The 13,183-nt window shown below is 41.6% G+C and carries 15 protein-coding genes and 1 pseudogene; 6 read left to right on the top strand and 10 right to left on the bottom strand.

Features of this window, described 5'->3' with window-relative positions:
* Nucleotides 1-219 precede the first annotated feature (219 nt).
* The 9 genes from XI25_RS04535 to XI25_RS04575 form a co-directional block, all read right to left on the bottom strand.
* Complete coding sequence (locus XI25_RS04535) at nucleotides 220-495, bottom strand: glycosyltransferase (protein WP_046677567.1); 276 nt, start codon at nucleotides 493-495, stop codon at nucleotides 220-222.
* A gap of 166 nt (nucleotides 496-661) precedes the next feature.
* The gene (locus XI25_RS04540; protein WP_046677568.1) at nucleotides 662-1,273 is read right to left on the bottom strand and encodes a hypothetical protein; all 612 of its coding nucleotides are present in this window, start codon (nucleotides 1,271-1,273) and stop codon (nucleotides 662-664) included.
* A gap of 50 nt (nucleotides 1,274-1,323) precedes the next feature.
* On the bottom strand, nucleotides 1,324-1,983 hold the full coding sequence (locus tag XI25_RS04545; protein WP_046677569.1) for a hypothetical protein: 660 nt from the start codon (nucleotides 1,981-1,983) through the stop codon (nucleotides 1,324-1,326).
* A 158-nt stretch (nucleotides 1,984-2,141) separates the two neighbouring features.
* Nucleotides 2,142-3,218, bottom strand: a complete 1,077-nt coding sequence (locus tag XI25_RS04550) for a glycosyltransferase family 2 protein (protein WP_046677570.1) — start codon at nucleotides 3,216-3,218, stop codon at nucleotides 2,142-2,144.
* A 15-nt stretch (nucleotides 3,219-3,233) separates the two neighbouring features.
* Nucleotides 3,234-3,839, bottom strand: coding sequence for an ABC transporter ATP-binding protein (locus XI25_RS04555; protein ID WP_152669064.1), 606 nt, complete (start codon nucleotides 3,837-3,839; stop codon nucleotides 3,234-3,236).
* A gap of 146 nt (nucleotides 3,840-3,985) precedes the next feature.
* The gene (locus XI25_RS04560) at nucleotides 3,986-4,711 is read right to left on the bottom strand and encodes an ABC transporter permease (protein WP_235439664.1); all 726 of its coding nucleotides are present in this window, start codon (nucleotides 4,709-4,711) and stop codon (nucleotides 3,986-3,988) included.
* A gap of 61 nt (nucleotides 4,712-4,772) precedes the next feature.
* Nucleotides 4,773-5,945: a glycosyltransferase gene (locus XI25_RS04565; protein ID WP_046677572.1), complete on the bottom strand. Its 1,173-nt coding sequence runs from the start codon at nucleotides 5,943-5,945 to the stop codon at nucleotides 4,773-4,775.
* Entirely contained in the window at nucleotides 5,936-6,466 is a 531-nt protein-coding gene (locus tag XI25_RS04570) for a GNAT family N-acetyltransferase (RefSeq protein WP_046677406.1), read from the bottom strand. The genes XI25_RS04565 and XI25_RS04570 overlap by 10 nt, the downstream gene beginning before the upstream one ends.
* A 15-nt stretch (nucleotides 6,467-6,481) precedes the next feature.
* Nucleotides 6,482-7,513 (bottom strand): DegT/DnrJ/EryC1/StrS family aminotransferase, encoded by a 1,032-nt coding sequence (locus XI25_RS04575; RefSeq protein ID WP_442950358.1) that lies wholly within the window; start codon nucleotides 7,511-7,513, stop codon nucleotides 6,482-6,484.
* On the opposite strand from XI25_RS04575, the pseudogene XI25_RS04580 reads away from it, so the two are divergent.
* The 6 genes and pseudogenes from XI25_RS04580 to XI25_RS04605 form a co-directional block, all read left to right on the top strand.
* Nucleotides 7,480-8,388: pseudogene (locus tag XI25_RS04580) on the top strand (oligoribonuclease); the annotation flags it as partial. The gene XI25_RS04575 and the pseudogene XI25_RS04580 sit on opposite strands and share 34 nt — an antisense overlap.
* Before the next feature lie 114 nt (nucleotides 8,389-8,502).
* A complete protein-coding gene (locus XI25_RS04585; protein ID WP_046677108.1) occupies nucleotides 8,503-9,705 on the top strand; it encodes a cell wall-binding repeat-containing protein in 1,203 nt (400 codons plus the stop codon).
* 99 nt (nucleotides 9,706-9,804) lie between these two features.
* Nucleotides 9,805-10,125, top strand: coding sequence for a hypothetical protein (locus XI25_RS36100; RefSeq protein WP_046677109.1), 321 nt, complete (start codon nucleotides 9,805-9,807; stop codon nucleotides 10,123-10,125).
* Between the two features lie 159 nt (nucleotides 10,126-10,284).
* A complete protein-coding gene (locus XI25_RS04595) occupies nucleotides 10,285-10,989 on the top strand; it encodes a response regulator transcription factor (RefSeq protein ID WP_046677110.1) in 705 nt (234 codons plus the stop codon).
* Nucleotides 10,986-12,401 (top strand): sensor histidine kinase, encoded by a 1,416-nt coding sequence (locus tag XI25_RS04600; RefSeq protein WP_046677111.1) that lies wholly within the window; start codon nucleotides 10,986-10,988, stop codon nucleotides 12,399-12,401. The genes XI25_RS04595 and XI25_RS04600 overlap by 4 nt, the downstream gene beginning before the upstream one ends.
* Entirely contained in the window at nucleotides 12,398-12,598 is a 201-nt protein-coding gene (locus XI25_RS04605) for a hypothetical protein (RefSeq protein WP_046677112.1), read from the top strand. The genes XI25_RS04600 and XI25_RS04605 overlap by 4 nt, the downstream gene beginning before the upstream one ends.
* Before the next feature lie 296 nt (nucleotides 12,599-12,894).
* Here XI25_RS04605 and qoxD read toward each other — a convergent pair whose 3' ends face one another.
* Entirely contained in the window at nucleotides 12,895-13,182 is a 288-nt protein-coding gene (gene qoxD, locus XI25_RS04610; RefSeq protein ID WP_046677113.1) for a cytochrome aa3 quinol oxidase subunit IV, read from the bottom strand.
* Nucleotide 13,183: the final 1 nt, after the last annotated feature.

Genomic DNA, 13,183 nt, shown 5'->3' on the forward strand with positions numbered 1-13,183 from the left:
TTAAAAAAAATCATTTTCAATATCCAACTTTTTATCTTCATAGATATAATTTTCATGTCCGACATCATATTTATTTATATTTTCATTTTCACCCTTACTCGTCATGAGATTTAAAATTTTATTTTTTAAATGCCTTATTGTATAAGCTTATCAACTCGTAAGCCACTCTATCTGATTTGCATTCATTCCTTACTAATTTATACGCATTTTTTTAATATTCTAGAGATTTTTTTGTTCATCAAATGATAATGCTCTCATAATTCCGTCTGAAATATTCCAAGGCTGGTTATCTTTAATAATTATTCCTGTATAGTTGTCTATAATCATCTCCGGTATTCCTCCAGCAGGAGTAGAAATAATTAAAGCGCCTGCAGCCATAGCCTCAAGAACTGCCTGAGGTAACGATTCAAAATCACTTGTACATAATAGAATATCAGCATTTCGTAAATACTCTACTGGTCTATCCTTAAAACCATGTAAAAAATACATTGTCATGTAGATTATACTTGTGTATTTCCTTATAGCATTCCTCGATATATTCTGGAAAAAAAGTTTTTATAACCAAACAAGTGAAGCTCAACATTAATACCTTTAAGTTTCAACTCACCTACAGACGTTATTGCTTGTAGTTGGCCTTTTCTTGCTTGAAGTGTTCCGGATATTACAATTTTTTATTTTTTTCTTTAGAAAAGCGCAAAGTACCATCTAACTTCTCTTGTCCAATCTCGAAGTATTCCTGAGGAATCCAACTGCGTATACATTTACTAGGAACATCGAATATTCTCGACCAAATATTGGAGTAAAGAACTGAGTCTGAATGAACAACATCACTAAAAGAATTCCAGTCCCCATGCCCCTCTCTTAAGTTAACTGCATATAAACTAGACACCAAGGGAATATCGAGAATTTTAGCAGCGGCAGATAGTTCCGGCATAAGGGTAACTGAGTGAACAAGCGAGATATTTTGAGTCTGAAGCCAAGCTGATAGTATGGAAACACTTTCTTTATTTAGCTCAAAGTTTTCGGGTTCTGTCATTACCCTTATTGGCAGATAGGCAATATCAAAACCTAATTTTCTAGCTATTTCAGTGTTTTTCTCCTCAATACTACTAAAATAATCCGGCAAGCACCAAATCGGCTTGATACCATATTTGAGCATAAGTTGAGCATGTCGCAACAGATGATTCTCTCCTCCTCCCAAGTAGGGAGAATGGCAGAAAAAGGCCACCTTGGGCTTTCCTTCAGCATTTCTTTTTACTTCTAGTTTTAGCATGAAACACGGCCGCTTCAATAGCCGCTAACATACCATATACTTGTTCTTCACTAGAATAATTTTTTTATTACATCTTTTCTAGCATTCTCAAATAATCTTGATCTATTCTTTTGGCCCATTACTAGAGCTTTCTTTATGCCCAAATACCATTCCTCAGCGGTATTCCTAGCTTTTATACCCGTCAATCCGTCAGTAATATCTCTATACGGAAATACATTTGAATATACTCCTATTGCTCCTGCTGCGGTAATCTCCAAATACTTAATAGGACTCTTTGAAAGTTTAACATTGTTATCATCAAACAAAGGGGCCAGCATTACTTGAAAACAAGCATCAGTTAAACAATTTAGATATTCATTATAACTTGTAGTAAATGGCTTTGTATAAGTAGGAGAGTTTAACGGTTGCATCTCTGATATATCTATTCCCCAGAAGTGAAATTCAACTTGATCTTTATATTCAATCGAGATTCGCTCCAAAGCAGGCCAAAGAGTCATAAATTCTTTATTCCTAGCGCTACCTCCAGCAAATGCAATCTTAATAACATTTTCATCTTGCTCATTATATTCTTTGTTTAAAAACTTACTCTGGATATTAGTTTTTAATTCTATTACTCGCGAATTATACTTTTCTATAGAACTTGTTATATGAGGAGAGTATGAAACAACAATATCTGATTGCTGTAATTGTCCCTCCAATTCTTTGTACATTTCTGATCCTGGGGCAAGATAAGAAAAAAGATTCACTTAATTTGTGAAAAGATAGTAAATCATCATCAAGAGAGTATATTGAAGCATTCCCATAATTTATGCTATCTTTTAAAAATAAACTACTATTATTACTACATGTTCTGTTTAAGAGAACCACATCAATTTTTATCATGCAACTTGGATGTTAATTGTGATTCAGGAACAAAAGTTGTGAATAATAAATTGCTCCAAAAATCGTTAAAATTATTAATTGTAATATCAATATTTGTATCATATTGAAATTTCGTTACTAACATAGTTTTTAATTCGTCTAATGAGTATGATACCTCAATTCCATTTTCCTTCAATATGGCCCGATGCCTTAAAGCCCAGGGTAATATTTGTTGTGTATATATTTTATTAAGTTCTGTACGTCCAACATAATCCTTTAAATGTTCTACAGAAAAACATTCATAAGACCTTAATGTTTCGGGTGTTAATTTATAATCCCTATTTAGATTATTTACCACTCTAAAGGTCGTCAAGTCATAAGGAACTGTTTGGCCCAAAGAGAATTCCTCTCCAGCTTCTACGATGCTAACAGTTTTATTAATATGTTTAAATGGAACTTTTTTAGCCCATCTTATCCAAAGATCCCAATCACATAATCTCCTCATTAAGACATGGCAATCATACCCGCCAAAATGTTTAAATAAAGTGATTGGATGCATTACCGTATTATTAGCAATTATATTTTGTTCAATTAATGTTGAATAACTGAAAGTCCCACCAAAAATATATTCATTACCATCCTGTCTATAAATGCAGTTACCATAAACCAGAGTAGGCGTTGTACAACTTTCACTTTCCTGTAATAAAATATCGAGTGTCTCTTTAACCCATTGATCATCATCAAACTGATATGCTACATATTTCCCTCTGGCAAGCATTAATCCTTCGTTGACCCGTAAAGCCGGCAAACCGCAGTTCAAGTCATGTCTTATGTGTATTATTCTGTCGTCACTCTCTTGAAATTTCTTAATAACGCCTGATGTGCTATCAATTGAACCATCGTCAACTATTATTAATTCGAAATTTTCGTAAGTCTGATTTAACACACTCTCAATAGCTCTTGCCAGCATACCATTATCTCCCCGACAATAAGTAGGCATGATTACACTAACAAGAGGATTTTCTATAAAATTTTCAGGATAATTAATAACTTGATCTTCTAAAAATATATCCGCTTTCAACAAAATTCTTTCCCTCCATCAGCCGTTTGGCAGCATAGCTTCGAGATATGCCCGAGATACTTCCTCAGTGCCCCCGATCATTCTTACTTCACCTTTCTCCAACCAAATACATTTATTACAAAAATCTTTTAACGATTTCATAGAATGCGTTACAAACACTAGAATTTTAACACTGCCCATTAGTTCTTTCATTCTTCTTTCGGCTTTTTCTAAAAACGCGGCATCACCAGCAGCGATAACTTCATCCAACAGTAGTATGTCCGGTTTAATAGCTGTTGATATGGAAAAAGCCAGTCTCATAAACATGCCTGAGGAGTAGTACTTAACTGGAACGTTCAGATAATCACCTAACCCACTGAATTCCGCAATTTCTTTCGTTTTACTTTTTATACTTTTAGGATGTTCACCTAGCATTAGTCCCCTAAGATATATGTTATCCCATCCCGTAGCTTCCATTTCAAAACCTGTGGCTAGTTCAAATAAACATGCAATATTCCCCTCAACTTGCAACTTTCCTCCTGTAGGTGGGTAAATACCAGCAATTAATTTAAGTAATGAACTTTTTCCAGCCCCATTATGACCAATAATTCCAACACGTTCACCATCTCTAATAGTTAGATTTATTTTTTTTTAACGCATTAATTTTTTTGTCCTGGGGATTGAACAGTGTTTTTCCGAAATAAAACATCTTTCAAACTAGCGTCTTTTCTGATATGAAATGTCAAATCTACCGAATCTAGATCTACAATGCTCATAAATTTTAACCCCTTTTATAATCTAAACGTAATTTTTCTACCGACATACTTCATCATCAGAGTTGCACTTATAAGCATGCTAACAATAACTATACATGAGACCAGCCAAGCCAATGTGGAAGGATAATTTCCTAATAAGGGTTGACGGATAATTTCTAATATATAAAATAATGGATTCCACTGATACAGCCATTCGAATCTACCGCCTTGTAGCAATTTAGCAGGAAAAACAATTGGCGTTGCATAAAATAAGCCCTGCATTAATAAAGATTGAATATGAATAAAATCCCTAAAATAGGTATTGACTAGACCGGATAACATTGAGACTGCAATACCGAATAGCAACCATAAGCAGAGAGCCGGTATAGCCAAAAGCATTTTATAGCTAAAAGAATTAATATCAATAAACAATTCAATTATCAAAAATGCGGAAAGGGAGATCATTAACTGAATAAAAGCTCCTAGGGTTGTACGCAAAGGAAATATTGCGATTGGGATTCTTGTCTGTTTTATGTAACCTTCAGCATTAAGAAAGGTCATTGTCCCTGCATCTGCACACTGGGTAAGAAACATCCAAGGAATAAGACCCGAAAAAAGATATGGGATAAATTCTTTTAATGGTTGGCCCATGATTTGCGAAAATACCAACCCAATGATTGAAACCAAACCTAATGGGTACAGCAAAGACCATCCTATTCCTAGAATTGAGTTACGATATTTATTTTTTAGATCCTGTTTCACCAAACTTAGTAGAACAAAGCGAAAAGAAATTAAATTTTTTAATCAATATAATCAATCCTTTTTACCCAGTCTCTGATAAACTTTTTTTTGCAATATACAGTGGTGCCCGAAGCCCCATGGATTTAACAATATTATATAGCTTGCTAGTTATTAACACTTTACTACCTAAAAATAAGTTTAGTTTACTCGGTTTGCAATAAGGGGCTTTATAGAGCGTCAACTCTCCCAATTTGGTTTCAATATCTTTTGCAATACATTGAGTAGTAAATTCTTTTTCTAACTGAATTCGAGCTGATGAACTAACTTTTAACCTGAGTTCCTCATTTTCTATGAGGGTAGATAAACCAGCAATCCATGAATCCTCTGTGTTTTCAACAAGGAGGCCATTAATTTCATTTCTAATTATTTGTTTATACGGGTCAACGTCACTATAAATCCCAGCTGCATTTATGGCTCCATATTCTAGAAATTTATTGTAGTATTTACATGCATGAAAATCACTGTCAGGCAATGGAGCTACCCCAATATCCCAATCGATTTTACTCATTTGGCTAATATAATTATCGTACTCCGATTGATAAGGGATGTACCTATACTCGAAATCACCACCGAAGTCAGGCTTTGCACCCATAAATTCGAATTCAATTTTGTCGCCGTATTTAGATTTCAATTGATAGAGTGGATACTTTAATAAGGTTTCCAAGTTAGCTTTATGATCGGTTCCACCACTAAATCCAATTTTAATGACAGGTTTAGAGATACCGGAAGTCTCTTTAGGTTTAATAGATTTCAAAAGCAAAGCAGGAGCTTTAATAATATAAGCTCCCTTTTGAACATATTTTTGATATTTCTCTTTAATTCTAACGTTATTTGTTAAAAGATAATCACATTGTCCAATAATTGAAACAATATTATTTTTGACTAACTCACTATTGAAATACTCGGAACTTGCCGCATTCAGAGGGATATTCAACAAATCATCATCTAAATAATAAATAATAAGTTTCCCTGCTTTTTTACATTCATTAACAATATTTAATTCATATGAATCAGCCGATCTAATACTGATAATAATATCAGCGTCCGCAAGTATTTCACGAGTCAATTCGGCCGCTAAATAAAAACTGAAATCGATCTTGCCTTCTTTTTGAAGCTCAAGCATTGGCTCAACTATTCCTATTCTGGCAGAAGGGATATCCCCAAGGCAAAAAGAAACCACCTTCGTCAAACGCATATCAAATTCTCCTTAACCAGCAACATTTTAATGACTTCCTTACCCTCCCTAGAGTAATGTCTAACTGATTCAAAGCCTACTTTTCTATAGATGCCATAAGCTTTATTGTTTTCGCTTAAAACTTCAAGTTTAATTTCTTTAAGTTCTAGCTGATTAAAAGCAAAATCGCAGAGCATAGATGTAATTACAAAGCCCAAACCCCTGCCTCGGGCAGACCTTTCACCAATTAATAATCTACCGAATTCTGCAGTTCCTTCTTCGTTATTTATATCGTATAAGCCTACCATGCCAATCCTGGTTTTATTTCCAGTTAAATCATTGATAATAAACATAATATCATCTGATTTTTCGAGATACCTCCGGTACCATAATTTCTGCTGCTCAGCATCAATATATGAATTCATTAAGAAACTTGCATTATTAAGAGGGGAATTTCTCCATCCCCTCATAATTTCGATGTCATCTTCACAAATAGGCGTAAGAAGGATATCCCCAGACTGAATGGTATAATTGTGTCTCAAACAACTTTACCTCCCTCACATACTTGTAAATCTAATCACGTGTTCGACCACTCGATCTACATCTGCCTTTTGCATTCTAAGGTGCATCGGTAAAGAGATAATTCTTTCGCTAATACTATGAGAAATAGGGCAGGTTCCTTTTGCATATTCGTACATTCTATATTCTGTGTTATCTCTGTAGTGTACTCCAGGATAAATTTCGGATTCGTTCAGAGCCAGCAACAATTCATCACGCTTAGCAACTTCAATTACATAAAGGTGTCTGGAAGAATCACAGCCCGGGGCCATTACCACAGGTTTAATATGTGTATTACCTCGGAAGCCGTCATCATACCACTTAGCAAGTTGTTTCCGATAAGCATTGTCTTGATCCAAATACTTCAATTGTACAAGACCGATTCCAGCCATTATAGAATTCCCATGATACTTATATCCCACATATTCAACATCGTATTTCCATTTGTAGGCACCCTTATCGTTAGAGCGAGCATAAGTATCTTTGTTAATTCCTAGCCAAGTCAACTTCCTGCAAAGCTCATCATTGTCTTTCTCTTTAAAGCAGATCATGCCGGAATCAGCGGTAGGCAAATTTTTGACCGCTTGAAATGAATATACGACAGCATCTGCTTCACTGCCGGGAACCTTGCCATTCAATCTTGTACCTGCCATATGGGCAGCATCAAGAACTAGAGCCAAATTATATTTTTTGCAAAGTTCGACTATTTCTAAGTATCTGCCTGTATTCCCACCTATTCCAACAAACAATATTGCTTTTGTCTTTGCCGTTATCTTTGCTTCGACATCCTTGGGATCAAGACACAAAAATTCATCGACATCAGCAAACACAGGCTTCAAACCTTCATATAAGATTGCGTGATTTGTTGAGACGAATGTTAGAGGGGTAGTAATCACTTCAGCTTCGTCATCCCAACTATTCTGCATCTTCAGAATTTTAAATGCTAAACTTAATCCAACAGTTGCAGAATTTAAAAAATGAGCATTCTTAAGCCYCGGCAACGTCTTTGCTGTACGGGTATTTGATTGCAAACGGTCTGGTTGAACCCACGGAAGCCCTGAATCAATTTGTGGAGATGGTGCGCCTGTATGACACCTGGGAATGGGAAACCGAGAACAAAATCGAAGCCAAGCGGTTGAACGACCTATTTTACATGGTGTCCCTCGATGAATTTGAAGCTAAGATGGTCGACCGCCTACGAACCCGGCACGAATTCTCATTCGATGAGTTCGAAGAAAAGATTCTTGATATGGAAGAAGACAAAATCGAGCGTTACATCCGCCGGAAAAGAAGGGAGATGGTTCAGACCTTCATCGGTGACGAATGTGTCGGCATCGTATATGCGGAATCTTATCATTCCGAGCTGGCCAGCGAGCTGGGAACAAGCAATCCTCATCTGGATTACATTGCCATCCTTAACATGGGCGGCCGCAAAATGAGCCTGAGGACCATTCACGATCACATCGATGTGTCAGCCGTTGCGATGCGTTACGGCGGAGGCGGACATGCCAAAGCATCGGGCTGCACGATAGGCGAGGAAGTGTACCGATTGTTTGCAGCCGAACCGTTTGAATTGGAACCGCTGCGAATGGATGCCACCCGAAACCAGTTCAACATCAAAGGAGCCAAAAGCGGGGTCCTGTACGAAAGCTGGGGAGACGACCAAATCTTTGTGTACATGTCACCAACAGGGGAGTGGCTCGTGGAATGGAACGGAGAACCGCTTCTGTTTCATTTTTCGGACTTTGAGGGGGCGGAGCGGCACATCAAACGCAACTACGGAGCTTGGCTGGCTAGGGATGAGGCTTACGTAAGCATGCTGACGGAACATATGCTGCGCAGTAGGGCGGGCGATATCCAGCTGCTTCCCGATGATGACGATGAAAAGACATTGGAGGATATTTAAAATTTAATCCTTGCAAAAATTCCACACTTCCCACACGGTTTCCACATAAATGTCGGGTAAGTTGATAAAAGCCCAACGTTAAACAAGGGAATACATTTTGTGGAGGGATCAATCATGAAAAAAATGTTTACCGCCGGTTCGGCAGCCGTTCTTACGGCCGCTCTATTGGCAGGCTGCCAAAATACCGGCAATACCGTGCCTTCCGAGCCTTCCGCAGGAAGCGCAGACCTATCCCAAACCGAGATTACAACACCTTGGATCGGCACTAAAAATACGACAAGGATCAACACCTCCGATCCGGTTCAGGCAGCCGCAACGGCTTCCAAATCGCTATGGACCGCCACGGGAGACAACAACAGGCCGGGAAGCGTTGTGCTTGTCGATTCGGAGAATTGGCAGGTTGCGGCGGCCAGCGCCGATTTGATTCATCATCCCAGCAACGGGCCGATCCTTTTTGTCAATAAAGAGGGTGTGCCGGAGAGCACCCTAACCGAGCTGAAGCGCCTTAAACCTAAAGGTTCCGAGAGTAATGAAGGCATTCAGGTCATCGTGGTCGGCAAAGTGGCGGACAAGGTACACGAACAGCTGAAGGAGCTTGGCTATAAAACGGACCGCATTGAAGGGGATCGGCCGGCAGCCGTAGCACAGGCCATCGATTCTTATTACGCCAAGGTATCCGGAAGCACGCCGGAGTCGGTCATTGTCGGCTCCATGGACAGTCCCGAATATACGCTGCCGGCGGTAAACTGGATTGCCCATATGCCGGAACCTCTTTTGTATGTGAAAAAAGACGAAATTCCGGATGAAACGGTACAAGCGCTCGCAACACGCAACGGCAAAGCAAGCATCTATGTGATCGGTCCGGAATCCGCCGTATCCAAGCAGGTGGAAGAAGACTTGAAAGCCTACGGCAAAGTTACGCGGATATCCGGCAGCGATCCGTATGAAAATGCTGTCAACTTTGCCAAATTCAAAGATCCGGCAACCGGTTTTGGCTGGGGAATCGATTCTCCAGGTCATAATTTCTCATTCCTGCCGGGGGATAGCACGATGCTGACCATTGCAGCGGCTCCTTTTTCTCATTTAGGCAAGCATGCCCCGCTTCTCTTTACGAACAAGGACGCGATGCCGGAGTCGGTTATGAAGTTTGTGATGTCGATTCAGCCTAAATTTGAAACAACACCGACGGAAGGGCCGTACAACCATGCCTGGATTACCGGGGATGAGGCTGCCATTTCCGCCAAGGGACAGAGCGAGATCGATGATATGTTAGAAATTGTTCCGGCTTCGGGCGGCGATGCCCACAGCGGTCATTAATTTGTCACAGTCGCTTCACAGCCAGTTCACAGACTTCACATCAAAAACACATGATTTTTCGATATCCTGAAGACAAAAATAAGGGGAGGAGAAATCATCGTGAAGAACAAATTATTCCTCGGTCTGGGAGCTGTTGTCCTAACGTTTGGAATCGGTACGGCAGTCTATGCAGAGGCAAACTCCGTTCCATTTGAAGACATGCTTCCGTTTATGAAGCAGATGCATCCTCAGGCCACGGAGCGGCAGTTGAACGACATGTACCAGAGCTGCCACGGCAACAATGGAGGCATGATGCAAGATTGGACCCAAAACCGCAGCAGCGGGATGCAAGGAAACGGCCCAATGATGCGCGGATACCAGGGAGGCTCGATGATGGGGAACGGACAAGCCGGTCCCGATCAGGACTTGCAGGATTTCTAACAAGCTGAGCCACCTGAAATCAAAAACTACATTTTATGGAAATACGCCCGTATCTCTGAATACGGGCTTTTTCGTATACATAGTGCCTCTTCATGATTTCAACATATTTTTAACTTATAATAAGGTCAGGAACGTCACAAGAAGCAGGTGGGACCTTTAATGAAAATAAAAGTATTGATCGTAGACGATGAATGGAATATGCGGAACTTGCTTCGAATCTACCTGATGAAGGAAGGATTTGAGGTGAAAGAGGCCTCGACCGGGCATGAAGCTTTATCCCTTGTAAAACAGCATTCGTTCGACCTGGTTTTATTGGATGTGATGATGCCTGACATGGACGGCTGGCAGGTGTGCAAAAAGATACGGGAATACAGTCAGCTTCCCGTTCTGATGCTCACGGCAAGGTCTGAGACGAAGGACAAGGTCCATGGTCTCGGCATCGGCGCGGATGATTATCTCACGAAACCGTTTGAGGTCGAGGAACTCATTGCCCGTATTTATTCCTTGATCCGCCGTTATACGCTGGCTCGAGCCGCCGTCCGTCCGGAGGTAAAGCTGCACTATCCGGAATTGTCCATCCATCCCGAAGGAAGACAAGTGATGATACAGGACCACTCGGTCGATTTTACCCAAAAGGAGTTTGATCTTCTGCTTACCCTGGCCCAAAACTGCCACCGCGCATTTTCCAGGGAAGAATTGGTTGAGCGATTGTGGGGCATTGATGTTCATGTGGAGACAAGAGTGGTGGATACCCACGTGAAAAACATTCGCGAGAAGGCGCAACGCGCCGGATTAAGCTATAACCCCATCCAGACGGTATGGGGGATCGGATACAAATTTCACTCTCCCGGTGAGACGGCATGATACAAAACCGGATCGGGTTAAAGCTGGGATTGTGGATGATCTCCCTGTTTCTTTTGGTCCTCGTGTTTCTTGGCGCCGCCATTGACCGGATATTTACTAATTTTCATCATTCCGATATGGAGAATAGCGTGAATGAAATGACGGCTCATTTCGTGACCATGGCGTCTTCCCCGGAAACGGCGACCGATCATTCGCTGGATGCTTTTGCCGACTTCTCGGATGTCAGCATGTTTTTTGTGAACAGAAACGGGGAGGTTGCCGCCCATTCGGGAGATCATGATCCCATGGATCGTGCGTTTATCCGGAAATCCGACGTGAGCAAGGTATTTTCCGGTCACGCTTTAAACTTTACGCATACCGATCCGTATGGTAAACGATACCTCGTATCCGTTATGGGTGTGCCGTCGGACGAGAATGGCGGAGCTGCCGACAAGGCTCTATATGTATTGGCATCCACGGCGCATATGGATGAATCTATTTCGCGCATACGGCAACTGCTGATCATCTCGGGTTTGGGAGCTTTTTTGCTGGCCATGGGCGTGGTATGGATTGCAGCACAGGTATTGTCCCGTCCACTGCTTCAGATGCAGCGGGCTACGCGCAAGATCGCGGCCGGCGATCTCGAAACCAGGCTAAACATCTCGAGCAAGGATGAAGTGGGTTCTCTGGCAGGGGCCATCAATGACCTAGCCCGGGACCTCCAGCGGTATCGGGATACGAGACAGGAGTTTTTTGCGAATATTTCACACGAGCTCCGGACGCCGATCACGTACCTGGAGGGATATGCAAGGGTAGTCAGAGAGCAGCTGTATGCTTCCGATGAAGAGAAAGAGAAGTATCTTGAAATCATTCAGGAGGAAGCGGTTCGGCTTCAGAGGCTGGTAAATGATCTGTTTGAGTTGTCCAAGATGGAGGAGGGCAGAATCAGCCTTACCATGGAATGGATCGATCTTAAGGAAATCGCCGGCAGTGCGGCCCGCAAAATGGAGTGGAAGGTGAAGGAAAAAGGTCTGGTCATGCGTACGGTGCTGGAAGGCGAAGTTCCATTGATCCGCGGCGACGGACTCCGAATGGAACAAATTTTATTGAATATGCTGGATAACGCCGTCCGATATACCGAGCATGGAGAGGTGGCCTTAATTGTCCGAGCGGACAGCTCTAATGTATGCGTAGCCGTTGAAGACAGCGGCGCCGGCATTCCGGAAGATGAACTGCCGTTAATATTCGACCGCTTTTACCGGGTGGAAAAATCGCGTTCCCGGCAGCATGGAGGCACCGGTCTTGGGCTCGCCATTGCCAAGAAGCTCGTTGAGCTCCAGGATGGAACGCTGAATGTGAGCAGCAAACCGGGTGTCGGCACGAGATTCGATATTTGCTTTCCTGTACCGGCAGGAGAGGAGGAGAAGGCATGAGAAAGCTGATGTGGTTTCCCGCGATTGCCCTTATGTTATTGGGAATAACATGTCTGGTCTTCTCGGCTTCCTCCGATCCGGGCAAATTTCTCATACCGATCGGGACGTTCCTGATCAGAATTTTCCTGCTGTTTGGTTTAATCCTTCTCGCTGGGGGAGCAGCTTATGTTTGGAATGTGCGGAAGCGGAAGCGATAGAATAAGAAAAACGTCTATCGAAGCACTTCCTCAGAAGACAGACCGCATTTAGCGGAAGTTTTTCTTGCGATATCAGGAAGGCCCATGCTTTGAAGTTTATGCTTTCTGATATCTAAAGAAAAAACGTCTATCGAAGCACTTCCTCAGAAGACAGACCGCGTTTAGCGGAAGTTTTTCTTGCGAGATAAGATGGCAAACCTCTGAAGTTTATATTTTCTTATCTCTTAAACAAAACAGCCTTCCTTGGAAACCAAGGAAGGCTGTTTCTATGCCGTTTTCGTCTACAGGGCTTTTAGTTAGGAATACCAGCCCCATACGAAGATGAACAGCGTGCCGAATATCGTAACGAGCGCCACGAACAGGGCATATGCGATATTGATATACAGCGATTTTTTATCGCCCGATTCGCCGATGTGCATAAACAGGACGAGCTGGAGGGAAGCCTGCAGTATTGCCGTTACCAGCAGTATTCCCATTTCAGCCGCAGCCGGCAAATCCATGAGCACGACCAGCGCAATGGCGGAAAGGACGAGGGAGGAAACATAACCAACTACGTGCTTAATCGGAAACAGCTGTTTCATCATG

Source organism: Paenibacillus sp. DMB20 (assembly GCF_000987955.1).
GTDB lineage: Bacteria > Bacillota > Bacilli > Paenibacillales > Paenibacillaceae > Paenibacillus_AQ.

Coding starts and splice junctions, on each gene's coding strand:
- XI25_RS04535 (WP_046677567.1), bottom strand. CDS start 495: ATGACAATGTATTTTTTACATGGTTTTAAGGATAGACCAGTAGAGTAT.
- XI25_RS04540 (WP_046677568.1), bottom strand. CDS start 1,273: ATGCTAAAACTAGAAGTAAAAAGAAATGCTGAAGGAAAGCCCAAGGTG.
- XI25_RS04545 (WP_046677569.1), bottom strand. CDS start 1,983: ATGTACAAAGAATTGGAGGGACAATTACAGCAATCAGATATTGTTGTT.
- XI25_RS04565 (WP_046677572.1), bottom strand. CDS start 5,945: ATGCGTTTGACGAAGGTGGTTTCTTTTTGCCTTGGGGATATCCCTTCT.
- XI25_RS04585 (WP_046677108.1), top strand. CDS start 8,503: ATGAAAAAAATGTTTACCGCCGGTTCGGCAGCCGTTCTTACGGCCGCT.
- XI25_RS04595 (WP_046677110.1), top strand. CDS start 10,285: ATGAAAATAAAAGTATTGATCGTAGACGATGAATGGAATATGCGGAAC.
- XI25_RS04600 (WP_046677111.1), top strand. CDS start 10,986: ATGATACAAAACCGGATCGGGTTAAAGCTGGGATTGTGGATGATCTCC.
- XI25_RS04605 (WP_046677112.1), top strand. CDS start 12,398: ATGAGAAAGCTGATGTGGTTTCCCGCGATTGCCCTTATGTTATTGGGA.
- qoxD (WP_046677113.1), bottom strand. CDS start 13,182: ATGATGAAACAGCTGTTTCCGATTAAGCACGTAGTTGGTTATGTTTCC.